A 20,790-nucleotide genomic window follows, 5' to 3' on the forward strand; every position below is an offset into this window, starting at 1 on the left:
GAATTGCTTGATTCGATTTGTTAAAGAGCGTTTGGTTAAGAGCTTTTCGTCTCAACCGAGGCGCGCATTCTACGCTTTCCTCAGAGCCTGTCAAGCGTTTATTTTGAAGTTTTTTGCGAGAAACTCGCTTAGCTTCAAACACTTGGCTCGCTGTGATCTCTCGTAGCGGGAGGCGAATCATACAGCACTTAGAAGTACTGTCAACCACCTTTCAACCGCTTTCGATCATTTGATCGTAGCCCTTACAGCACCTTCAGAATTGTCTAACTCATTGAATCTCAAGGAGTTTGTCGTTCCGTTGTCGCTGGAAGTGGGGCGCATTATAAGGGGATTCGAGAGGGCGTCAACCTTTAATTTCAAGAAAGTGAAATATAAGGGGAAAAGACCGTATCGGGGCTGCCAAGTGTTCGCCACAACAGTTTCTGCGCCGGTGAGATCGAGCGCCGCCCGCGCGGCGCTTCGCGGGTAAACCCGCTCCTACGTTTGTTTCGGGCCAGTCCCTCCTGTGCCGGGCGCGCGCGACCGCCTTGTTGGTACGCCGCGATATCGAGACAGGCACCAAGGCGTTCGCGCGCGAATCCCACAGGCATAATTGGCCCGAAACAAACGTAGGAGCGGGTTTACCCGCGAAGCGCCGCGCGGGCGGCGCTCGGTCTCACAGGCGATGAATGTCTCGAGCCGGACGCGGGCGGCGCTCGATCTCACAGACACCAGAGAAACAAAGGCGGGCCCCTCTACTGCCATTGCTATCTCAAGACAGGCCCTTGGCAGCCCCGCCCCACTCTCAAACCGCCCGACCCTGCTTCCTGGCAACCCTGGGAAGCACCCGCGCAACAGCAGGAATCCGCAACACCATCAACACAGCCCCAATAGACGCATAGATCGCCCACTCCCGAAGGTCCGAGCGCACGATCCACAGGAAATGCAGCAAGCCCAACCCAAGCACCGCATACACCAACCTGTGCAACTTTTTCCAACGCGCCCCAAGCCGCCGCTGGCTGTACCGGTTAGAGGTGACCGCCAGCACCAGCAGACCCAGGAACCCCAGCGCTCCCACAATAATGTATGGCCGCTTGCTCAGTTCCACCGCCAACTGCCCCCAATCCAGCCCCAGAATGAAAAACAGGTAAGCCAGGATGTGCAGCACTATATAGACGAACACCCACACCCCCAGCTGCCGGCGAACCACAATCCAGCCAGACCAGCCCGTCAGCTTCTGCAGTGGGGTCATGCTCAAGGTCACCAGCAAGAAGGTGAGCGCCCCAAGCCCAAGGCGGTCCATCATGATCTTCCCGGGATCAGGCCCCAGCAGGTTCATCGCCGCTTCATATAGCCACCACACCGGAAACAGGCAGCCCACGACAAAGATGGCCAAGCGAAACCAGGGGTAACGCATCAGTAGTTCTTCCGCAGATCGAGCCCGGTATACAGCGACGCCACTTCATCAGCGTAGCCATTGAACATCTGTGTCTCCCGCACGTTGGGGCTGAACAACCCGCTGGGCAAGCGACGTTCGCGCGCCTGACTCCAGCGCGGGTGGTCGACTGTCGGATTCACATTGGCATAGAAACCATATTCATCCGGCGCCAGCCCTTCCCAGGTAGTACCAGGCTGCTCCGCTACCAGGCTGATGCGCACAATCGACTTGATGCTCTTGAAGCCATACTTCCAAGGCACCACCAGACGCAACGGCGCGCCGTTCTGATTGGGCAGCTCCCGGCCGTACATACCCACCGCGAGAATTGCCAGCGGGTGCATCGCCTCATCCAGGCGCAACCCTTCTCTATAAGGCCAGTCGATCAAGGCAAATCCTGACCGCTGCCCGGGCATATGCTGAGGATCCTTCAGCGTTTCGAAACGCACATAACGCGCCCTCGAGGTCGGCTCGACCTGCTTGAGCACCTGAGCCAAAGGGAACCCCAGCCACGGAATGACCATCGACCACGCCTCTACGCAGCGCAGCCGATAGATCCGTTCCTCAAGCTGATAGGGTTTTACGAAGTCCTCCAGAGCATAGCGTCCGGGTTTGCCAACCTCACCGTCCACCACAATGGACCACGGTTCGGTCTTCAGGCTGTCGCCATTGGCCGCCGGATCGCCCTTGTCGGGCCCGAACTCGTAAAAGTTGTTGTAGTGAGTGGCATCCTTGAACGGCGTGATCGCCTCGTCCTTCACCGTCACCGCTTGCCAGCGCGTGGCCGCGAGCTTGTCAGTGAACCAGGCCGGCGCGGCCCCAGCCTGCACATCGGCATAACGCGACACTTGCGCCGCGCCCACCCCACCCGGTAATGCGCCTAGCGCCAAGCCAGCCAATGAGCCGCCCAGCAGGGTGCGACGGGAAAGGTAAATGCTTTCGGGGGTGATCTCCGACGCCTTGCACTCGGAAGACCTGGGAAGCTTGATAAGCATGAACGGCTCCATAGCACTGAGTAACGGATGTACCAGTAAGACTATGGAGCCGCGAGGTTATTCCAGCGTTAAGTGATTTTCACACTTTGCGACGGCGCGCCTTCAGCAGGAACTGGATCGGCCCCGATGCTGCATAGGCAAGGAAGATCAGCAGAAGGATGCGTGGTGGGTCGCTGAATACGACGGCAAACACCAGCACCACCGCCAGGATCGCCACGAACGGCACGCGTCCCTTGAGGTCCAGCTCCTTGAAGCTGTTGTACTTGATGTTGCTGACCATCAGCATGCCAGCAGCAGCCACCAGCAGCGCCACCAGGAACGACAGCTTGGAGCCCTGGATGCCATAGTCGCTGAACGCCCATACGGTGCCCGCCACCACACCTGCGGCAGCCGGGCTGGCCAGGCCGATGAAGTAGCGCTTGTCGGCGGTACCGACCTGGGTATTGAAGCGCGCCAGGCGCAACGCGGCACCGGCCACATAGATGAATGCAACCATCCAGCCGACCTTGCCCATGTCACCCAGCGCCCAGCCGAAGGCCAGCAAAGCCGGGGCCACGCCGAAGGCGACCATATCCGACAGCGAGTCATACTCGGCACCGAAGGCACTCTGGGTGTTGGTCATACGCGCAACGCGGCCGTCCAGGCCGTCGAGCACCATGGCCACGAAGATGGCGATAGCGGCAAAAGCGAAGTACTTGCTCGCCTCGCGCGGGTCGCCGGCACTCAGGGCGCTCTGTGCGCTCATCGAGCTGATGATGGAATAGAAACCGGCAAACAGGTTGGCGGTGGTAAACAGGTTGGGCAGCAGGTAGATGCCGCGGTGGCGCACCTTGCGGCCTTCGGCGTCATGCCCTTCTTCAACGTGCTCATCGACAGGTAGCAGGCTTTCGGCGTCGGAGGGCTTGTTCGGCTCTTCGGGACGTTCGCTCATGGAGGGTACCTTGCAACAGGATGGAAAATGTTCGACACGGGCCCGCGAAACAGGTTCTGACAGCGAGCCACTGGTCTGCTTTATACCAGAAGCTGGATGCCAGAACGAAAAAACGCGGCCGAAGCCGCGTTTTTCATCTTTCGATAAGACTCAGTTCTTGGTCTTGTCGACGATTTTGTTAGCCGAGATCCACGGCATCATCGAACGCAGTTGCTCGCCGATGATTTCGATGCCGTGAGCGGCGTTGTTGCGACGCTTGGCGGTCATCGATGGGTAGTTGGTAGCACCTTCGGAGATGAACATCTTCGCGTACTCGCCGTCCTGGATGCGCTTCAGAGCATTGCGCATGGCCTTGCGGGATTCTTCGTTGATGACTTCCGGACCAGTCACGTACTCACCGTATTCGGCGTTGTTGGAGATCGAGTAGTTCATGTTGGCAATGCCGCCTTCGTACATGAGGTCTACGATCAACTTCAGCTCGTGCAGGCATTCGAAGTAGGCCATTTCCGGCGCGTAGCCAGCTTCGACCAGGGTCTCGAAACCGGCTTTGACCAGCTCGACGGTACCGCCACACAGAACAGCCTGCTCACCGAACAGGTCGGTTTCGGTTTCGTCCTTGAAGGTGGTTTCGATGATACCGGTACGACCACCACCCACGCCCGAAGCGTAGGACAGTGCGACGTTCTTGGCGTTGCCGGAAGCGTCCTGGTAGATAGCGATCAGGTCAGGGATACCGCCGCCTTTGACGAACTCGGAGCGAACGGTGTGGCCCGGGGCTTTCGGCGCGATCATGATCACGTCGAGATCGGCACGCGGAACCACCTGGTTGTAGTGGATCGAGAAACCGTGAGAGAAGGCCAGGGTAGCGCCCTTCTTGATGTTCGGCTCGATTTCGTTCTTGTACAGCGTGCCCTGGAACTCGTCCGGGGTCAGGATCATGACCAGGTCAGCCGCAGCGACAGCGGTAGCAACATCAGCAACTTTCAGGCCGTGGGCTTCAGCCTTGGCAACGGTAGCCGAACCTTTACGCAGACCGACGGTAACGTCTACACCGGAGTCTTTCAGGTTGCACGCCTGAGCGTGGCCCTGGGAGCCGTAACCGATGATGGCGACTTTCTTACCCTGGATGATGGAAAGGTCGCAGTCTTTATCGTAGAAAACTTTCATGAAAATACCCCTGGTTATATCTCGGCCCCTGCGGAGCCATCGCTAATTTTTAAATTTAGATGCTGAGCACTTTGTCGCCACGGGCAATGCCGGTAACGCCGCTGCGCACGGTTTCCAGAATCGATGCAGTGCCGATCGCCTGGATGAAGCTGTCCAGTTTGTCGCTGGTACCGCTCAGCTGCACGGTGTACACGCTGGCGGTCACGTCGACGATCTGGCCACGGAAGATATCCGTGGTGCGCTTGATCTCGGCGCGCTGGGCACCGGTGGCCTTGACCTTGACCAGCATCAGTTCACGCTCGATATGAGCGCTTTCCGACAGGTCGACAAGCTTGACCACTTCGACCAGCTTGTTCAGGTTCTTGGTGATCTGTTCGATCACTTCGTCATGGCCAACGGTGGTCAGCGTCAGACGCGACAGGGTCGGGTCTTCGGTCGGCGCTACAGTCAGGCTTTCAATGTTGTAGTTGCGCTGGGAGAACAGGCCGACCACACGGGACAACGCACCGGGTTCGTTTTCCAGCAGCAGGGAAATGATGTGCCGCATATCAGGTACGCTCCGTCTTGCTCAGCCACATGTCACGCATCGAGCCATCCTTGATCTGCATCGGATAGACGTGCTCACTGCGGTCAACCGCGATGTCGATGAACACCAGACGGTCCTTCATCGCAAACGCTTCCTCCAGCTTCGGCTTGAGGTCTTTCAGGCTGGTAATGCGGATACCCACATGGCCATAGGCTTCGGCCAGCTTGATGAAGTCAGGCAGCGACTCGACGTACGAGTGCGAATGACGACCGTTGTAGGCCATGTCCTGCCATTGGCGGACCATGCCCAACACACCGTTGTTCAGGTTGACGATCTTCACCGGCAGGCCGTATTGCATGCAGGTGGACAGCTCCTGAATGTTCATCTGGATGCTGCCTTCACCGGTCACACAGGCCACGTCCTGATCCGGGAAGTTGAGCTTGATGCCCATCGCCGCCGGGAAGCCGAAGCCCATGGTGCCCAGGCCACCGGAGTTGATCCAGCGGTTTGGCTTGTTGAAGCGGTAGTACTGCGCGGCAAACATCTGGTGTTGGCCCACGTCGGAAGTGACGAAGGCATCGCCATTGGTCACTTCGCACAGTGTCTCGATGACTTTTTGCGGTTTGATGACGTTGCCATCGCCCTTGTCGTAAGGGAACAACTCGCCATTGCCACGCCATTCGTCAATCTGCTTCCACCAGGCATCCAGCGCCGCCTTGTCAGGCTGCTCGCCGATTTCCTTGAGGATGCCGAGCATTTCGCTGAGTACGCTGTCGACCGGGCCGACGATCGGCACGTCGGCCTTGATCATCTTCGAGATCGACGCCGGGTCGATGTCGATGTGGATGATCTTGGCATTCGGGCAGAACTTGGCCGGACCGTTTACAACGCGGTCGTCGAAACGCGCACCGACGGCAAAGATGACGTCGGCATTGTGCATGGCCATGTTGGCGGTGTAGCTGCCATGCATGCCAAGCATGCCGAGGAACTGGCGGTCGGTACCCGGGAAGCCACCCAGACCCATCAGGGTATTGGTAACCGGCAGGTTCAGCGACTTGGCGATTTCAGTCAGGGCTTCGGAGCCACCGCCGAGGATCACGCCGCCACCGGAGTAGACGACCGGGCGCTTGGCAGCCAGAAGCATCTCGGCAGCCTTGCGGATCTGGCCGGAGTGACCGCGGACCGCCGGGCTGTAGGAGCGCAGCTTGACCTTTTTCGGGTAGACGTATTCGAACTTTTCAGCCGGGTTGGTCATGTCTTTTGGAATGTCGACCACGACTGGACCTGGGCGACCGGATTGCGCCAGGTAAAAAGCTTTCTTCAGAATTTCAGGGATCTCGGTCGGGTTCTTGATCATGAAGCTGTGCTTCACGATCGGCCGCGAGATACCGATCATGTCGGTTTCCTGGAAGGCATCGGTGCCCACCATGGTGCTAGGCACCTGGCCGGACAGGATGACCATCGGAATCGAGTCCATGTAGGCGGTGGCAATGCCGGTAATGGCATTGGTCGCGCCAGGACCGGAGGTTACCAGCACCACACCGGCCTTGCCGGTGGCACGAGCGTAGCCGTCCGCCATATGGGTTGCCGCCTGCTCATGACGAACCAGGATGTGTTCCACTTCCGGTTCTTTGAACAGTGCGTCGTAAACATGCAGGAGAGCACCACCAGGGTACCCGTAGATGTGCTTAACGCCTTCGTCACGCAAGAAGCGGACGACCATCTCAGCGCCAGATAAAAGCTCCACGTTGTTCACCTCTAAAACGCCAGAATACCGCCCTCACTGGACGGGTCTTAATAGGTTTACTGCCAAGCAGAGCATGAGCGAACGTCAGCACTGACTGAGCAAGTATTGGGAGATCCCCAGAGTGTTGCGGGGGTTTCCCACCCAGCGCGAGGTAACGCGTTGCGGGGTGTAACAGGTCGGCGCGGGTGTGCACCTCATGATCTGCTTAGCGGGTCTGCTTCTGGCAGTCCCTCTACAGCGGAAGTTGGATTCTTGTGATTCGGCGCCAACAAGTCAAGAAAAATTATTGCCAATTTTTCCCCAAGATGAATTCCTGCCACCACTAAAAATCGCTTCAGCAGCAGAATTAAGAAGATTTCCAATAAAAAGGGCCACAATCTGCGGCCCTAGAAGGAAAAACTGAAGAAATCAGGCGGAAGGAGCGATCAATTGATCAAAAGCTGCCAACAGGCGCCGTAGCTCACGACTTTGCTCCGGCCGGTCGGTAAACACGGTTTCGGCCATGACAAGGATGCTCGATGCATTGGGCAGCGGGTGACCCAGCTCGATGATGATCTTCATGCGGGGCAGGAAGATCCATTGCAGCCATTGCTCGAAACTGAGGGTATCCACGGCGAACGGCACCGTACTGGCCAATGCCTCGTCGCTTGGCGGCTCGTCATCCCACCAGCCTTGCACCTGCAGTTCACGCTCGATCAATAGCAGGTGGTCGGCAATATCCAGAATGCGTTGCTCGATCATCACGAATTGACCCGCGCCTTTTGCCGGGCCAGCGCAGCGCCAGCGCTGTCACCCTGCTTTTCACGGGCCTGGGCGATCGTGTTCCATAGCTCAGCCTGCAGGCTTGGGCGGCCGTTGGCGTAGGTCAGGGCGCGGCGCGCCAACTGCTCTGCCTGCGCTGCATCACCTTGCGAGAGGCGCACCTGGGCCAGGCGATACAGCACCTGCGGCTCACGCGGAGCAATACGCTGGGCACGCTCAAGGCTCGAGGCGGCACCGTTGAAGTCGCCACTGCCCTGCTGCGTCTGCGCAGTGGTCAGCAATGCCAGCACCGGGCCGTCCAGTTGCTCGTCGGCCGACAGGCCACCGGCGGCAGCGCTGCGCGGAATACCGGTTGGCGCGCTGGCGCTTTGCGAAGTGCTGTTCATCGCGGCAATGTCGAAAGGCTCATCGGCAATCGGGTTGGGATTGGTGGTCATCGGTGCCGAGCTGACAGGGCCAGGAGTGATCGGCCCTGGAGTGATCGGTGCTGCGCCATTGTTCGCCGGGAACGTCTGGATGGCCGAAGCGCCTGCACCCTGCGGGATCATCACGGTGACGCCGGAGTCCTCCGGCAGCGTTTGCGCCTGGGCGGTGCCGGTGTTATAGCCACCCGCCGAGCGGTTGGCCGTCACGCGTTCGCTGTTGGACACACGGGTGCTCGAATCGACCACCGGAATATTGCCACGCGGGACGCTGGAGCACCCCTGGAGCACAGCCAACGCCGTCACGGCAGGAAACAGCCACTTGTTCACGTCACACCTCATCAATGCAGCCTGTGCTTAATTCATCCAGCCCTTGACCCAGTCCATTACCGATTCGACTGGATCCTGCTCACCGCCACAGGTTGCGCCGGCCGGCGGCTCACTCCCGCGAATATACGGCATCTGCACCGCTCCCGGACAGCTGGCATCAGACCCATGGCCAGTGTACGGGTCGATCCAGGCCTGCACCACGTTGTCCGGTTGCGGCATGTCCAGCGGCAGCGGGTCGGCCTTCTTCATGAAGCTGGTCCACACCTGCAAGGCTCCGGTGGCGCCGGTAAAGGGTGTCTTGCCGTTATCGTCACGGCCCATCCACACCACGGCCAGCAGATCCTGACTGAAGCCGGAGAACCAGCTGTCCCGCGAGTCGTTACTGGTACCGGTCTTGCCCGCCAAGGTCAGCGAGCGTGGCAAGGTGTTGTACACCGAGCGCCCTGTACCTTCGCGCATTACGCGCTGCATGGCGTTCTGTACCAGGTAAATGGCACCCGGGTCGAAGGTTTGCTGGATCTGGAACGGGTAACGCTTGAGCGGCTCGCCCTCGGCGGTGAGCACGCTGCGGATACCGCGCATCGGCGTGTTGAAGCCGCCGTTGGCGATGGTCTGATACATGGTTGCCACCTGCATTGGCGACATGCCACCAGCCCCCAGCAACATGGCCGGGAACGCTGGCCAATCGACATTCACCCCCAACCGACCAATGGTCTTGATCACGTTCGGCACACCCACTTCCAGGCCGAGCTTGGCGGTCGACAGGTTGTACGAGTTGGCCAGCCCCTGGTACAGGTAGATAGTGCCGTGCGGGCGACGGTCATAGTTTTGCGGGCGCCAGACCTGGCCGTCAGCCCCCTTGACCGAAAATGGCTCGTCCTGCATCCAACTGGTCAGGGTGTACTTGCTTGGCTGCTCCAGCGCGGTCAGGTATACCGACGGCTTGACCAGCGAGCCGATCGGCCGCACAGCATCGATGGCCCGGTTGAAGCCGGCGAAGCCTGCCTGGCGGCTACCGATCAACGCCTGTACTTCACCTGTCTCAGGGTTGGTCACGACCATTGCCGCTTCCACCTCGTCAGCCCCCTTGCGGCCCGACAGGCGCTTGAAGGTCTCTCTCATCGAGGTTTCGGCCTTCATCTGCAGGATCGGGTCGAAGCTGGTAAAGATGCGCAGGCCTTCTTCGGTCAAGTCTTCGTCGCGGTAGTCCTGACGTAGCTGTCGCTTGACCAGGTCGAGGAAGGCCGGGAACGAGCTGTCGGCCAGGCTGCCACGCTTGGTCACGCCCAGCGGCATCTTCTTCGCCGCATCGACTTCTGCCTGGCTGGCCACACCCTGCTCGGCCACCAGGTCGAGCACCAGGTTGCGGCGCGCCAAAGCGCGCTCGGGGTGACGCCGCGGGTTGTAATAGGACGGGCCTTTGACCATGCCCACCAGCAGGGCGATCTGATGCAGTTTCAGCTCAGACAACGGCTGACTGAAGAAGAACTGGCTAGCCAGGCCAAAGCCGTGCACGGCGCGTTGACCGTCCTGGCCGACGAACACCTCGTTAAGGTAGGCCTCAAGGATTTCGCGCTTGTCGTAGTGCAGTTCGAGCAGTATCGCCATCATCGCCTCGGTCAGCTTACGGCTGAGGCTGCGCTCGCTGCTGAGGTAGAAGTTTTTCACCAACTGCTGGGTCAAGGTACTGCCACCCTGGCGCATAGAGCCGGACGAAGTGTTGACCCACATGGCCCGGGCGATGGACTTGGGCGACACGCCGTGGTGGCTGTAGAAGTCGCGGTCTTCCGTGGCCACCAGGGTCTCAAGCAGATACTTGGGTACCTGATCGATCTTGATCAGGATGCGGTCTTCGAGATTTTTCGGGTAGATGCCGCCGATCATCAGCGGCTCCAGGCGCACCACGTCAAGCGACTTGCCGTTGGCACCGGAGAGGCCCGCTACGTAGTCGCCCGAGAAGCGCACGCGCACGAACTGCGCCGGTTCCATGCCCTCGTAGAACTGGAAGCCACGGGTATTGAGGTCGACGGTATTGCCGTTGACGGACGCAGCGCCCGGACCGTTGGCCGCGCTTTCGCGACGGTAGCCAAGCGCATCGAGCTCGGTGAGGAAGTCGTTCTTGCTCAACTTCTGGCCGGTGAACAGCTCCAGCGGCCGGGCATACACCTTGGCCGGGATGGTCCAGCGCTTGCCGGAGAACTTTTCCTGAACGACGGCATCGAGGTAAACCGCGAAGCCGGCGACGATCACCAGGCCTACCAGGCTGAGCTTCAAAGCCCAGCCCAGCCAGGCGCGGGAGCGGCCGGTCGGGCGTTTCTGAGGGGTGCGGGAATTTCGGGTTCGGGTCATGGCGGCGGATTATACGCACTTTATAAAGGCTGGGCAGACGGCCCAGCGGTAGGCAGGGACGGCACCATTGACCATAATGACGCATTCGAATTCCCTTGCCCCGGAAGGATTTGCCGTGAGCCAAGCTCTTATTACTGCGTTGCAGAACCCTGCCCTGTACCCTCATCCCGTGGATGGGTTTCAGCTCATCGAGACGCATATCTCCTGGGTCCTGCTCACTGGCGAGTACGCCTACAAGGTCAAAAAACCGATGAATTTCGGCTTTCTGGACTTCACCGGGCTGGACCAGCGCCAGCATTTCTGTAACGAAGAGTTGCGCCTGAACCAACGCCTGACCGAAGGCCTGTACCTGGACGTGTTGCCGATCACCGGTAGCGTCGACGCACCGCAGATCGGTGGCGAAGGCGAAGCCATCGAGTACGTGCTGAAAATGCGCCAGTTCCCCCAGGGACAGATGCTCAACACACTGCAGGCCAATGGCGAGCTGAACGCCACACACATCGACCAGATGGCCCGGCAGATTGCCGAGTTTCACCTGCAGGCCCCACGTGTGCCGATGGAGCACCCGCTGGGCACGCCAGACAGCGTGATGGCCCCGGTGGAGCAGAACTTCGAGCAAATTCGCCCATTCCTCCGCGACAAAGCCGATCTGCAGCAACTCGACGCCCTGCAGGCCTGGGCCCGCAGCAGCTTCGAGCGCCTGCACGGCCTGCTGGAAAGGCGCAAGGCCAATGGCTTCATCCGTGAGTGCCACGGTGACATCCACCTGGGCAACGCCACCTTGATCGATGGCAAGGTGGTGATCTTCGATTGCATCGAATTCAACGAGCCTTTCCGACTGACCGACGTCTACGCCGACACCGCCTTCCTGGCCATGGACCTGGAAGACCGCGGCCTGAAGTGCCTGGCCCGGCGCTTCATCAGCCAGTACCTGGAACTGACGGGGGACTACGAAGGCCTGGAACTGCTCAACTTCTACAAAGCCTACCGCGCGCTGGTGCGGGCCAAGGTCGCACTGTTCAGCATGCCGGCCGACGCTGATGGCGTGCAGCGTGCCACCACCCTGCGCACCTACCGCAACTACGCCAACCTGGCCGAAAGCTACAGTGCCATCCCGTCGCGTCTGCTGGCCATCACCCATGGCGTTTCGGCAGTGGGCAAAAGTCACGTGGCCATGCGCCTGGTCGAGGCCTTGGGTGCAGTGCGCGTGCGTTCGGACGTAGAGCGCAAGCGCCTGTTCGGCGAACAACAGCAGGCCGACGCCGGCCAGCTGAGTACGGGCATATACGACCAGGAGGCCAGCGCAGCGACCTACCAGCGCCTGCACGAGGTGGCAGCGACCGTGCTGCGCGCCGGCTTCCCGGTGGTGCTGGACGCCACCTACCTCAAGCGTGAGCAGCGCCAGGCTGCGGCAGACGTTGCCAGCCAGACCGGAGTGCCGTTCCTCATCCTCGACTGCCACGCGCCGGAGGCGGTCATCGCCAGTTGGCTGGAGCAGCGCCAGGCCGAAAACAGCGACCCCTCGGATGCCACGCTGGAGGTGATCAAGGCCCAGCAGGCCAGCCGTGAGGCGCTGGATGCGCAGGAGCTGGTGCACAGCACCCGCGTCGATACCCAGGCTGCCGGCAGCATGGATCAGGTGATCGAGCAGATTCGCCAGCGGTTGCCTGGCCTGTAAGCTCGTCATCTTCCTGTGCCTGCCCGCGAAGGGGCAGGCACAGGCCGCTCACCCTCCGATGGCAAAAAGCCGCATATTTCCCAACCCCCGCTACACTCCTCTCAGACCTGCTCGCGATTTATCCCCCATTCCCGTTCAGCCATCGCAAGGAGGCTCGATGAACGATGAATTGCAGCATCTGAAGAACCTTGGCAAGACTTCTGCGCAGTGGCTGCATGCAGCTGGCATCCACAGTGCATCGGATTTGCGCCGCCTGGGCGCGGTGGGTGCGTACCAGGCCGTGAAGACACGAGGGTTCCGTGCATCGAAGGTGCTGTTGTATGCCATTGAAGGCGCCCTGCTGGACATGCACTGGAACGATTTGCCGCTCGAACGCAAGGAAGCACTCAACCAACAATTGGACGCGAAAAACCCTACGCAAAAAAAACCAAAATAATCGGCGTAAAGGGATTGACGCCTAAATGAGAATTGTTATGATTATCACAACTGGTCGCGAGACTGGTTGGATAAGCTAAGAGCCCCTGGTTCGGACTCTCAGATTATCTCCTCATCAGGCTAATCACGGTTATTGACCCGGCAGTTTGCCGGGTCTTTTTTTGCCTGGGCTTTTTCCGGATCAACGCCGCAATTGCGCACAATAATCCTGCTCCGGCATCGCTGCCGTGTACCACACATAGTCAGCCTCGCCAGGCTCGACTCGCTCGCCCACCTCAGCCAGCAGCAATACCTTGCTCTCGTCCGACGCCCCCAGGTCAGCCAGATGCAAGGGTATGCCCAGGTCCTTGCGCACATGGTAAGCCCCGGCAAACAGCAGTGCCGGTTGCGGTGCCGCCTGCAAACGCTCGGCCATGCGCCGGTCGCGCTGCTGCTGAACGGCCAGCATCGCCGGTAACTGGCTTTCCGGCAGCATCCCGCAATGTCCGGCGCGCACCTGTTCCAGCAAGGCAGCCTTTACTGCGGGTGCATTGGACTTTTCGCCCTGCACCGGAGCCGGCTGTCGATAGGCCTGACGCATCTCGGCGGGCGAAAGGTTGGCTGCCAGCAACGACACCCGATGCTGCAGGGCTTCGGTGACAATCGGCCCGTACAACTGCCAATCCCAGCCCTCCTGCCAGGCCAGCGCCTTGGGCAAGTCTACCGGCAAAGGCTGCCCCACCAGCTTGTCCACCCGTGATTGCTGGCCGGGCTGCAGCATTTCCAGCAACAGACTGCCCTGAGAGCGCTGGCCTTGAAGAGCGCGCAGCAGCCATAGTTGCAGCGCGTGATGGTCAGGGTTGTCGTGCTTCTCGCCGACAAGCACGCGGGGTGCGACAGCCAGGCGCTGTACCAGCTGTTCAGGGCTAATGACCTGCTCATTGGACAGATCGACAATCTTCCCCAGCTCGGCGTGGGTGCGACCTTCGCTGCTCTGCCAGGCGGGCAACGGCGGCAGGCTGGCCTGACAACCGCCTATCGCCAGTACCAGGCACAGCGAGAAACCAGACAGCAGCGCGTGTCGCATCGGCAGTTACTCCATGTCATCCACAATTTGAATGGCCTGCCCCGGGGCGGACCTGTCGCGAGACAAGGCCGCTTCCACAGAGGCCGTGCACGGTTCGAGAATCAACGGGTGATGATCAGCGGATGCCCGCGCTCGGGGTGCGCCTGCACCAGTACGTCGATACCGTACACCGCCCTCAGTGCCGCTGGGGTCAGTACCGCTTCGGGCGTGGCAAACGCGTGGCAGCGCCCCTGCTCCAGCAACAGGATACGATCACAGTACCGCGCCGCCAGGTTCAGGTCATGCAGGATCACCAACACTGCAGCACCGCAGTCGGCAAAGCGGCGAACGGCTTCCAGGGTGGTGTGCTGATGTAGCGGGTCGAGCATCGAGGTCGGTTCGTCGAGCAGCAAAGTGGCACCTTCCTCGCCCGGCCATAGCTGCGCCAGCACGCGGGCCAGGTGTACCCGTTGCCGCTCGCCACCGGAAAGCGCCAGGTAACTGCGCTCTACCAGGTGCCAGGCATCTGCCGCCCGCAACGCCGCTTCGACAATTTCCGCATCGCGGCGCTGACCGGTGCCATGAGGCATGCGCCCCATGCCCACCACTTCCTCGACCCGAAACGAGAAACCCAGGCTGGACACCTGTGGCAGCACTGCCAGGCGCCTTGCCCGTTCCTGCCCGGCCCAATCGGCCAGGGGGCGGTCCTGCAGCGTCACCCGCCCGCGGTCGGGCGCCAGTTCACCGCACAGCACACTCAGCAGGCTGCTCTTGCCGGCACCGTTGGGACCAAGCACACCCACGACCTGCCCCGGAGGCAACTGCAAGTGAATGTCGTGCAGCACCTCATTGCTGCCCCTGCACAGATACAGGCCCTCTACTTGCAACATCAGCCGCGCCCTCGCATCAGCAGGAACAGGAAGAATGGCGCACCGATGAAGGCCGTGACGATACCAATCGGCAGCTCGGCAGGCGCCAGCAGCAGCCGCGCCGCCAAGTCGGCGAACAACATCAGCACACCGCCGGCCAGCAGCGAGGCTGGCAGCACCACACGGTGATCGGGCCCGGCCAGGAGGCGTACCAGGTGCGGCACTACCAGGCCGATGAAGCCGATCAACCCGGCTGCAGCCACTGCAGCCCCCACCCCCAGCGCCGTGCAGAACACCAACTCACGCTTGAGCCGCTCCACGTCAACGCCCAGGTGACGTGCCTCCGACTCCCCCAGCAACAGGGCATTCAGCGCCTTGGCCCGGCGTGGCAGCCACACCGCTACCGCTACCGCCACCAGCAACAATGGCCACAGCCGCTCATAGCTGGCGCCATTGAGGCTGCCAAGGTTCCAGAATGTCAGCGTACGCAAGGTGGCATCATCGGCCAGGTAAGAGAACAGCCCCACGGCCGCGCCACCTAGCGCGGTCATGGCCACGCCAGCCAATAGCATCGTGGCGACGTTGGTCTGGCCATCGCGGCGCCCCAGGCGGTAGACCAGCGCAGTTACCCCAAGCCCGCCGACAAAAGCGCAGAACGACAGCAGATAAGGCGCGAAAGCATCCGGCATGCCACCAAACCAAGCGCCGCCAACTATGGCAACCGCTGCCCCTACTGCGGCACCGGCGGCAACGCCTACCAGCCCGGGGTCAGCCAGCGGGTTGCGGAACAGCCCCTGCATGGCCACCCCGGACAGCGCCAGCACCGCGCCCACCGCCAACCCCAACAGGGTGCGCGGCAGGCGGATCTGGCCAAGGATCATCTCGGCCTGCTGCAGGCCATCTTCGGAAACAGGCAATCCCAAAAGACGCAGCCCAGCGCGCAGCGTATCGAGCATTGGCAGGCTGACTGGCCCCAGCGCCAGTGACAGCCAGATCGCCAACAGGCACAACAGGCTCAGGCTAATGAACAACGTACGTGACTGGACCCGTTGTTTCATTGTGCGAAGCTGGCCTGAGCAGCCGGGTAGAAGGTGGCTGCCAACGACTGCAAGGTCGCCGGTAGCCGAGGCCCGAGCCCGCCGACCAACAGCGTCGGGTCCAGTGAGACCAGGCGTTTCTCACGCACGGCCCGCGAGGCAGCCAGCGCGGGGTTTTCTTTCAACAGCGCCTGCAAGGCCTGCTCATCGGCCAGCGCCCGGTCGGAAAACACGATCACATCCGGGTCAAGCGCCGCCAAGGCTTCGTTGGAGAAGTTCTTGTAGCCCTGGTGCGCGGCCAGGTTTCGCCCACCCGCCTGGCCCAGCAGCCAGTCACCGGCAGTGCCTTGCCCGGCAATCAGCGGCTTGGCCCCGGCATGACCGACCAGCAGCAACACCCCAGGAGCCTGCTGCCCGGCCTGGGCCAGCTTGACGTTGACATGCAACGCATCGAGCCGCTGGCGGTAGTCCGCTGCAAGCGCGGACGCTTGCTGCTCTGCACCGAGCAACTGCCCCAGGTGCCTGAGGTTTTCATCTACTGCCGGCAGCTCGGCCTTGCTGGAGAACAACTCGACCCGCACGCCAGCCTTGCGGATTTGCGCCAGTACCGGTGGCGGTCCCATTTCCTCGGTGCCCACCACCACATCCGGGCGCAAGCTGAGAATGCCTTCGGCCGACAGCTGTCGTTGATAACCCACACTGGGCAACGACTTCAACGAGGCCGGGTGCTGACTGGTAGTGTCCACACCGACCAGGCGTGCTTCGCCGCCCAATGCGGTTATCCACTCGCTCAAGGCGCCACCAGCACTGACCCAGCGTTGCGGCAGTTCGGCTGCCAAGGCTTGGGTTGAGAGCACAAGGCTTGCACACAAAGCGAGAAAAGCAGCTGGACGGCGCATCATCGGGTTCCTTCTGAAGACGGGCTGCACGCCTTGTGGCGAGCAGCGGAACTGCGCACCATACACAGCCGGGCGCAGCGAATGCGGGCAATTTGATAATTATTCGCATTGGAGCGTCAAGCCATCACGTGTCTCACGAGCCATCCTTGCCATGCACTTCCTTTGTCCATCCCTCAGCCTGGCCGAGGGCCAAAGCCGCGCCTTCAGCGTAGACGGCCTCGAACTGTTCGGCGTGCGTCGCCAAGGTCAGGTGTACCTGTACCGCAACCGCTGCCCGCACCGGGACATCCCACTGAACTGGGCAGACGACGCGTTTCTGGATGACAGCGCCAGCCTCATCCACTGCGCCCATCACGGTGCGCTGTTCCTGATAGAAAGCGGCGAATGCGTGGCAGGGCCCTGCGAGGGTGAGCAACTGCAGCCCCTGGGCTGCCACGAAGACAGCCAGGGCATCTGGTTCAAGGGGTAAGCAGCACCGGCAAGCGGCGATCGATGACGATACCCTCGGCGTCCAGCCGGGTGCCATAGGCCAGCACCTCCACCCCGTCCGCTACTGCAGCGCGCAGCGCCTGGGCGTAGGCCATATCGATTTCCTCGGCCGGGCGCACAGCGTCGATACCGGTCAGGTTCACGCAATACAGCTGCACGGCCCGCACGCCCTGCCGGGCCAGCGTTGCCAGCTCGCGCAGGTGTTTCGCACCGCGCTGAGTCACCGCGTCGGGGAAGGCCGCAACAGCAGTGTCGGGGTAGCCCAGCGTCACACTTTTGACCTCGACATAGGCCGGGGCACCCTCGAACTCCAGGCGAAAGTCGATACGGCTGCCTTCCTCGCCATAGGCCACTTCGCGCCTGAGTGCAGTGAAACCGGCCAGTTCAGTGATAGTGCCGGCGCGCAGGGCCTCTTCGACCAACGCATTTGCCCGCCCGGTATTCACGCAGGCCAACCGCCCCTGGGGGGTTTCGCTGATTTCCCAGGTGCCTGGCAGCTTGCGCTTGGGGTCGTTGGAGCGGCTGAACCACACCTGCCCACCTTCACGCATGCAGTTGAGCATGGAGCCGGTATTCGGGCAGTGGATAGTCATCTGCTCGCCGCTGGCCAGTTCGATATCGGCCAGAAAGCGCTTGTAGCGACGCAGCAGGCGGCCCTGCTCGAGTGACGGAGAGAAACGCATCAGCCTTGCCAGCTCTGCAGGCCACGGGCAATACGCTGCACCGCTTCTTCCAGGCGCGGCAGGCTCTGGGTATAAGCGAAGCGCACATGGTGCCCGGCCAGGTGGCGACCAAAGTCCAGGCCCGGCGTGAACGCCACGTGCTCGGTTTCCAGGAAGTGTCGGCAGAATGCGAACGCGTCACCGCCAAAAGCGCTGATATCGGCATACAGGTAGAACGCGCCTTGCGGCTCGACGGCAATGCGGAAACCCAGTTCACGCAGGGCGGGCAGCAGGTAGTCGCGACGGCGGGCGAATTCGGCGCGGCGCTCTTCGAAAATGGCCAGCGCCTCGGGCTGGAAACAGGCCAGCGCGGCATGTTGGGCCATGCTCGGCGCGCTGATGTACAGGTTCTGCGCCAGTTTCTCCAGGTCGGCCACCGCACCGGGCGGGGCCACCAGCCAGCCAAGGCGCCAACCGGTCATGCCGAAATACTTGGAAAAACTATTCAGGACAAATGCCGAGTCGTCGACTTCCAGCACGCTTGGCGCGTCGATGCCGTAGGTGAGGCCGTGGTAGATCTCGTCCACCACCAGATGACCATGCCGCTCATGGGTGGATTTGGCCAGACGGGCCAACGCTTCGCGCCCCAGCACGGTTCCGGTCGGGTTAGCCGGCGAAGCGACCAGGGCGCCGACGGTGTCCTTGTCCCAGTAGCGCTCAACCAGGTCGGCAGTCAGTTGGTAATTCACGTCCGGGCCCACCGGTACCAATTGGGCCCCGCCCTCGACCAGGCGCAGGAAGTGGCGGTTGCACGGGTAACCCGGATCGGCCAGCAGCCAGTGCTTGCCCGGGTCCACCAGCAGGCTGCTGGCCAGCAGCAGCGCGCCGGAGCCACCCGGGGTAATAAGGATGCGCTCAGGGTCGATATTCAGGCCATAGCGCTGCCCATAAAAGCCGGCAATTGCCTCACGCAGTGCCGGCAGACCGCGTGCGGCGGTGTAGCGAGTGTGCCCGGCGGCCAGCGCGGCCTGGCCGGCAGCGACGATGGGGGCAGCCGTGGTGAAGTCCGGCTCGCCGATTTCCAGGTGAATCACATCGTGCCCGGCCGCCTGCAGCTCGTTGGCACGGGCCAGCAGCGCCATGACGTGGAAAGGTTCGATGGCGCGGCTGCGCGCACTGTAGGGTTGGGCCATGACCTTCTCTCAATTGGGTCTAAACTGGAGATTCTACCTCTGCACACCACCGAACGTACCGCTCAGGCCAGTGTCAATTAGCAGGATCGGGCGGGGTAGCGCACCCCCGATCTATCTGGTAAGTTCGGCGGCTCGCAGTCGCAGGGCCGGCGGTCGCCGGAGATGGAGCATCCTGCGCATTGGATCAGATGAGTGAGAGGCGGTCTATTCATGTCCACCCTAGAAAAGCAAAAAGCCAACCAGAATCTTTATGGGGTTGCACCCTATCAGGAGACCAAGGGTGAGGAGTACATGGGTGAGCCCATGCGCAAGCACTTCACCAAGATCCTCACTGGCTGGAAGCAAGAGCTGATGGTCGGCGTCGACAAGACCGTTGACCATATGAAAGAAGAGGCAGCCAACTTCGCAGATCCCGCAGACCGCGCATCCCAGGAAGAGGAGTTCGCCCTCGAACTGCGCAACCGCGACCGCGAGCGCAAGCTGATCAAGAAGATCGATAAAACCCTGCAGAAGATTCAGGACGAGGAGTACGGCTGGTGCGAGTCGTGCGGCATCGAGATCGGCTTGCGCCGCCTGGAAGCCCGCCCGACCGCCGACCTGTGCTTCGACTGCAAGGAAATTGCCGAGAAAAAGGAAAAAACGGTCGGCAAAGGCTGATCTTTCTTCCACCTGAACGGGGCGCATCATGCGCCCCGTTTCATTTATATACCCAGCCTGACCATGACCGACTCCAGCTACATCGGGCGCTTCGCCCCCACCCCCAGCGGCTTCCTGCACTTCGGCTCGCTGGTCGCCGCCCTCGCCTCCTGGCTCGATGCCCGCGCCGTCAACGGCCGCTGGCTGCTGCGCATGGAAGACACCGACCCGCCCCGGGAAATGCCCGGCGCGCGCGATGCCATCCTCCAGACGCTGGAACGTTACGGCCTGCAATGGGATGGCGAGGTGGTATTCCAGAGCCAGCGCCACGATGCCTATGCCGCCGTGGTAGACCGCCTGTTCAACATGGGCCTGGCGTACGCATGCACCTGCTCGCGCAAGCAGCTGGAAAGCTACAACGGCATCTACCCAGGCTTTTGCCGCGACGCCGGGCATGCCCGTGAAGGGGCGGCCATCCGCTTGCGGGTGCCGGAGCTGATCTACCGCTTTACCGACCGAGTGCAGGGTGAGTACCAGCAACACCTGGGGCGTGAGGTGGGCGATTTCGTCATCCAGCGTCGTGACGGGTTATACGCCTACCAGCTGGCCGTGGTGCTGGACGATGCCTGGCAGGGTGTTACCGACATCGTGCGTGGCGCCGACCTGCTCGACAATACCCCGCGCCAGCTGTACCTGCAGGAACTGTTGGGCTTCTCACAGCCGCGTTACCTGCATATTCCGCTGATCGTGCAGCCAGATGGGCACAAGCTGGGCAAGTCGTACCGTTCCCCGCCACTGCAGGCGGAGCATGCTACCCCCCTGCTGTTGCGGGCATTGCGGGCGCTGGGGCAGGAGACGGACCCGGAACTGCTGTTGGCTACGCCGGCAGAGGTGCTGGCAGTCGCGCGCACGCAGTGGCGGCCAGAAGCGATCGCGCAGCGGACCACCGTGCCGGAGGCTGATTTGCGCTGAACCTTTACCGGCCTCTTCGCGGGTGCGCCCGCTCCCACAGGGTCCTCAATAAACCTAGAGGCAACGCTTTACCTGTAGGAGCGGGTTCACCCGCGAAGAGGCCGGCACATTCATTCCTCCTCTCAAAAACAAAAGCCCAGTAAATTCAAACCCTTGGCTAACGCTGTGGATTCCCGCTAGCATCCCCCCTGCCATTTGCGCCAATAATAAGTTCAAGCCCGCAGCGCCCAAC

20 protein-coding genes are annotated in these 20,790 nt (G+C 61.5%); 5 read left to right on the top strand and 15 right to left on the bottom strand.

Annotation, left to right across the window (positions count from 1 at the left end; all coding sequences use genetic code 11):
* Window positions 1-784 precede the first annotated feature (784 nt).
* The 9 genes from msrQ to mrcB all read right to left on the bottom strand — a co-directional run bounded on the left by msrQ (window position 785) and on the right by mrcB (window position 10,643).
* A complete protein-coding gene (msrQ, locus tag ACYCCG_RS23225; protein WP_459671911.1) occupies window positions 785-1,396 on the bottom strand; it encodes a protein-methionine-sulfoxide reductase heme-binding subunit MsrQ in 612 nt (203 codons plus the stop codon).
* The gene (gene msrP / locus ACYCCG_RS23230) at window positions 1,396-2,409 is read right to left on the bottom strand and encodes a protein-methionine-sulfoxide reductase catalytic subunit MsrP (RefSeq protein ID WP_459671913.1); all 1,014 of its coding nucleotides are present in this window, start codon (window positions 2,407-2,409) and stop codon (window positions 1,396-1,398) included. Before msrP ends, msrQ begins: the two co-directional genes overlap by 1 nt.
* Window positions 2,410-2,488: 79 nt before the next feature.
* Complete coding sequence (gene pssA / locus ACYCCG_RS23235; protein WP_021784770.1) at window positions 2,489-3,340, bottom strand: CDP-diacylglycerol--serine O-phosphatidyltransferase; 852 nt, start codon at window positions 3,338-3,340, stop codon at window positions 2,489-2,491.
* Between the two features lie 150 nt (window positions 3,341-3,490).
* Window positions 3,491-4,507, bottom strand: coding sequence for a ketol-acid reductoisomerase (ilvC, locus tag ACYCCG_RS23240; protein ID WP_021784771.1), 1,017 nt, complete (start codon window positions 4,505-4,507; stop codon window positions 3,491-3,493).
* 55 nt (window positions 4,508-4,562) lie between these two features.
* Window positions 4,563-5,054, bottom strand: a complete 492-nt coding sequence (gene ilvN / locus ACYCCG_RS23245) for an acetolactate synthase small subunit (RefSeq protein ID WP_003250040.1) — start codon at window positions 5,052-5,054, stop codon at window positions 4,563-4,565.
* A 1-nt stretch (window position 5,055) separates the two neighbouring features.
* A complete protein-coding gene (locus tag ACYCCG_RS23250; protein WP_028697593.1) occupies window positions 5,056-6,780 on the bottom strand; it encodes an acetolactate synthase 3 large subunit in 1,725 nt (574 codons plus the stop codon).
* Between the two features lie 408 nt (window positions 6,781-7,188).
* Entirely contained in the window at window positions 7,189-7,521 is a 333-nt protein-coding gene (locus ACYCCG_RS23255) for a YqcC family protein (protein ID WP_019099850.1), read from the bottom strand.
* Window positions 7,521-8,306, bottom strand: coding sequence for a tetratricopeptide repeat protein (locus ACYCCG_RS23260; protein ID WP_176685355.1), 786 nt, complete (start codon window positions 8,304-8,306; stop codon window positions 7,521-7,523). The genes ACYCCG_RS23255 and ACYCCG_RS23260 overlap by 1 nt, the downstream gene beginning before the upstream one ends.
* A 15-nt stretch (window positions 8,307-8,321) precedes the next feature.
* Window positions 8,322-10,643 (bottom strand): penicillin-binding protein 1B, encoded by a 2,322-nt coding sequence (gene mrcB / locus ACYCCG_RS23265; protein WP_176685356.1) that lies wholly within the window; start codon window positions 10,641-10,643, stop codon window positions 8,322-8,324.
* 115 nt (window positions 10,644-10,758) lie between these two features.
* On the opposite strand from mrcB, the gene ACYCCG_RS23270 reads away from it, so the two are divergent.
* Both ACYCCG_RS23270 and ACYCCG_RS23275 read left to right on the top strand, forming a co-directional pair.
* Entirely contained in the window at window positions 10,759-12,321 is a 1,563-nt protein-coding gene (locus ACYCCG_RS23270; RefSeq protein ID WP_459671919.1) for a bifunctional aminoglycoside phosphotransferase/ATP-binding protein, read from the top strand.
* Between the two features lie 157 nt (window positions 12,322-12,478).
* Window positions 12,479-12,757 carry a TfoX/Sxy family protein gene (locus ACYCCG_RS23275; RefSeq protein WP_010955337.1) on the top strand — a complete coding sequence of 93 codons (279 nt, stop codon included), beginning with the start codon at window positions 12,479-12,481 and terminating at the stop codon, window positions 12,755-12,757.
* 180 nt (window positions 12,758-12,937) lie between these two features.
* Here ACYCCG_RS23275 and ACYCCG_RS23280 read toward each other — a convergent pair whose 3' ends face one another.
* The 4 genes from ACYCCG_RS23280 to ACYCCG_RS23295 all read right to left on the bottom strand — a co-directional run bounded on the left by ACYCCG_RS23280 (window position 12,938) and on the right by ACYCCG_RS23295 (window position 16,609).
* On the bottom strand, window positions 12,938-13,822 hold the full coding sequence (locus tag ACYCCG_RS23280; protein WP_339443707.1) for a ChaN family lipoprotein: 885 nt from the start codon (window positions 13,820-13,822) through the stop codon (window positions 12,938-12,940).
* A 101-nt stretch (window positions 13,823-13,923) separates the two neighbouring features.
* Window positions 13,924-14,691 carry a heme ABC transporter ATP-binding protein gene (locus ACYCCG_RS23285; protein WP_209963420.1) on the bottom strand — a complete coding sequence of 256 codons (768 nt, stop codon included), beginning with the start codon at window positions 14,689-14,691 and terminating at the stop codon, window positions 13,924-13,926.
* On the bottom strand, window positions 14,691-15,674 hold the full coding sequence (locus ACYCCG_RS23290) for a FecCD family ABC transporter permease (RefSeq protein WP_176685385.1): 984 nt from the start codon (window positions 15,672-15,674) through the stop codon (window positions 14,691-14,693). The genes ACYCCG_RS23285 and ACYCCG_RS23290 overlap by 1 nt, the downstream gene beginning before the upstream one ends.
* Before the next feature lie 50 nt (window positions 15,675-15,724).
* The gene (locus tag ACYCCG_RS23295) at window positions 15,725-16,609 is read right to left on the bottom strand and encodes a heme/hemin ABC transporter substrate-binding protein (RefSeq protein ID WP_459671922.1); all 885 of its coding nucleotides are present in this window, start codon (window positions 16,607-16,609) and stop codon (window positions 15,725-15,727) included.
* Window positions 16,610-16,757: 148 nt separating this feature from the next.
* On the opposite strand from ACYCCG_RS23295, the gene ACYCCG_RS23300 reads away from it, so the two are divergent.
* Window positions 16,758-17,075, top strand: coding sequence for a Rieske (2Fe-2S) protein (locus ACYCCG_RS23300; RefSeq protein WP_021784782.1), 318 nt, complete (start codon window positions 16,758-16,760; stop codon window positions 17,073-17,075).
* Here ACYCCG_RS23300 and sfsA read toward each other — a convergent pair.
* Window positions 17,065-17,778, bottom strand: coding sequence for a DNA/RNA nuclease SfsA (sfsA, locus tag ACYCCG_RS23305; protein WP_339443705.1), 714 nt, complete (start codon window positions 17,776-17,778; stop codon window positions 17,065-17,067). The genes ACYCCG_RS23300 and sfsA overlap by 11 nt on opposite strands.
* The gene (locus tag ACYCCG_RS23310) at window positions 17,778-18,950 is read right to left on the bottom strand and encodes a pyridoxal phosphate-dependent aminotransferase (RefSeq protein WP_176685362.1); all 1,173 of its coding nucleotides are present in this window, start codon (window positions 18,948-18,950) and stop codon (window positions 17,778-17,780) included. Before ACYCCG_RS23310 ends, sfsA begins: the two co-directional genes overlap by 1 nt.
* A gap of 210 nt (window positions 18,951-19,160) precedes the next feature.
* Here ACYCCG_RS23310 and dksA point away from each other — a divergent pair, with 210 nt between their 5' ends.
* Together dksA and gluQRS are read left to right on the top strand one after the other, a co-directional pair.
* Window positions 19,161-19,607, top strand: coding sequence for an RNA polymerase-binding protein DksA (gene dksA / locus ACYCCG_RS23315; RefSeq protein ID WP_003250009.1), 447 nt, complete (start codon window positions 19,161-19,163; stop codon window positions 19,605-19,607).
* A gap of 63 nt (window positions 19,608-19,670) precedes the next feature.
* A complete protein-coding gene (gluQRS, locus tag ACYCCG_RS23320; protein ID WP_176685363.1) occupies window positions 19,671-20,558 on the top strand; it encodes a tRNA glutamyl-Q(34) synthetase GluQRS in 888 nt (295 codons plus the stop codon).
* Window positions 20,559-20,790: the final 232 nt, after the last annotated feature.

This window comes from Pseudomonas sp. VEM90 (assembly GCF_054611535.1).

Bases quoted from the DNA above. Each gene is read 5' to 3' on its own strand.
- msrQ (WP_459671911.1), bottom strand. From the start codon at position 1,396: ATGCGTTACCCCTGGTTTCGCTTGGCCATCTTTGTCGTGGGCTGCCTG.
- msrP (WP_459671913.1), bottom strand. From the start codon at position 2,409: ATGCTTATCAAGCTTCCCAGGTCTTCCGAGTGCAAGGCGTCGGAGATC.
- pssA (WP_021784770.1), bottom strand. From the start codon at position 3,340: ATGAGCGAACGTCCCGAAGAGCCGAACAAGCCCTCCGACGCCGAAAGC.
- ilvC (WP_021784771.1), bottom strand. From the start codon at position 4,507: ATGAAAGTTTTCTACGATAAAGACTGCGACCTTTCCATCATCCAGGGT.
- ilvN (WP_003250040.1), bottom strand. From the start codon at position 5,054: ATGCGGCACATCATTTCCCTGCTGCTGGAAAACGAACCCGGTGCGTTG.
- ACYCCG_RS23255 (WP_019099850.1), bottom strand. From the start codon at position 7,521: ATGATCGAGCAACGCATTCTGGATATTGCCGACCACCTGCTATTGATC.
- ACYCCG_RS23260 (WP_176685355.1), bottom strand. From the start codon at position 8,306: ATGAGGTGTGACGTGAACAAGTGGCTGTTTCCTGCCGTGACGGCGTTG.
- mrcB (WP_176685356.1), bottom strand. From the start codon at position 10,643: ATGACCCGAACCCGAAATTCCCGCACCCCTCAGAAACGCCCGACCGGC.
- ACYCCG_RS23275 (WP_010955337.1), top strand. From the start codon at position 12,479: ATGAACGATGAATTGCAGCATCTGAAGAACCTTGGCAAGACTTCTGCG.
- ACYCCG_RS23280 (WP_339443707.1), bottom strand. From the start codon at position 13,822: ATGCGACACGCGCTGCTGTCTGGTTTCTCGCTGTGCCTGGTACTGGCG.
- ACYCCG_RS23285 (WP_209963420.1), bottom strand. From the start codon at position 14,691: ATGTTGCAAGTAGAGGGCCTGTATCTGTGCAGGGGCAGCAATGAGGTG.
- ACYCCG_RS23295 (WP_459671922.1), bottom strand. From the start codon at position 16,609: ATGATGCGCCGTCCAGCTGCTTTTCTCGCTTTGTGTGCAAGCCTTGTG.
- ACYCCG_RS23300 (WP_021784782.1), top strand. From the start codon at position 16,758: ATGCACTTCCTTTGTCCATCCCTCAGCCTGGCCGAGGGCCAAAGCCGC.
- sfsA (WP_339443705.1), bottom strand. From the start codon at position 17,778: ATGCGTTTCTCTCCGTCACTCGAGCAGGGCCGCCTGCTGCGTCGCTAC.
- ACYCCG_RS23310 (WP_176685362.1), bottom strand. From the start codon at position 18,950: ATGGCCCAACCCTACAGTGCGCGCAGCCGCGCCATCGAACCTTTCCAC.
- dksA (WP_003250009.1), top strand. From the start codon at position 19,161: ATGTCCACCCTAGAAAAGCAAAAAGCCAACCAGAATCTTTATGGGGTT.
- gluQRS (WP_176685363.1), top strand. From the start codon at position 19,671: ATGACCGACTCCAGCTACATCGGGCGCTTCGCCCCCACCCCCAGCGGC.